The following is an 815-nucleotide window of genomic DNA, read 5'->3' as shown; positions in this document are numbered from 1 at the left end:
ATGTAAATCACCCCATCCTTCTCAAATGACCATATGGTTCCATATTTGTAATGCCATATCCTCCATAACTCCATCTCCTGCCCACAACATGGACATTTTAATGGATTTTTTCCAAATGCCTCTTCCATCCGTTCTTTCCAGCTCTTTGCCCTGCTTTGCTTCGACCTTTTTATTACATTTGCTTTCCGGTTTACCCAGTTCCACAATCCAATGATTTTCTGGGCCAGTTTGTTCATATCTCGCCGATACAACCCATACCGTCTCACCATCTTAAAGTTCTTCTTCGGTATATGGTATATTAGCCTTCCGATAAATTCTAATACCCCCAGTTCTTCTTCTTTCCGTTCGTGTGTCTCATGATCTTCATACCAGAATCGTACCCGCTCTCCGTCATATTCTAATATTCTATATTCCGCTATCGCTGGCCGTGCCAGGTATCTCCCTATGTATTTAGCTGCCCCTTTCGCGCTTTTCATCCGCCTCTCTGCATATACGTAGAACCCTTTCTGATATTGTTTGTATAATCTATTTATCTGTTCTTTTATTCTAGTGCTTTCCGGATATTTCTGTTTTAGCCAATCTAATAATACCTTCTGCCAAGCTTTCCTTAAATACTCGTATGGAATAAAACCTACTCCTTTCCATATTTTGTTTTTATCTATCGCTCCTTCCGTTACCAGAACATGAACATGCGGATTAAATTTTAAGTCCCTTCCAAAGGTATGTATTACTGCTATTGCCCCGACTTCATACCCTCTTTTCCTGCCTTTCTCACGATACCAATACTGAATTACTTCTGCTGCTTTATCACTCAG

General features: G+C 40.4%; 1 protein-coding gene. It reads right to left on the bottom strand.

What is annotated here, in order from left to right; translation table 11 throughout:
• Positions 1–815: transposase (locus tag ULO1_RS07980; RefSeq protein WP_200806949.1), on the bottom strand; the 815-nt coding region annotated here is incomplete at both ends.

Origin of the sequence: Carboxydocella sp. ULO1, assembly GCF_002049255.1 — a bacterium.
In the GTDB taxonomy this organism is placed as follows: domain Bacteria; phylum Bacillota.
This window is presented reverse-complemented; position numbering and strand designations above follow the sequence as displayed.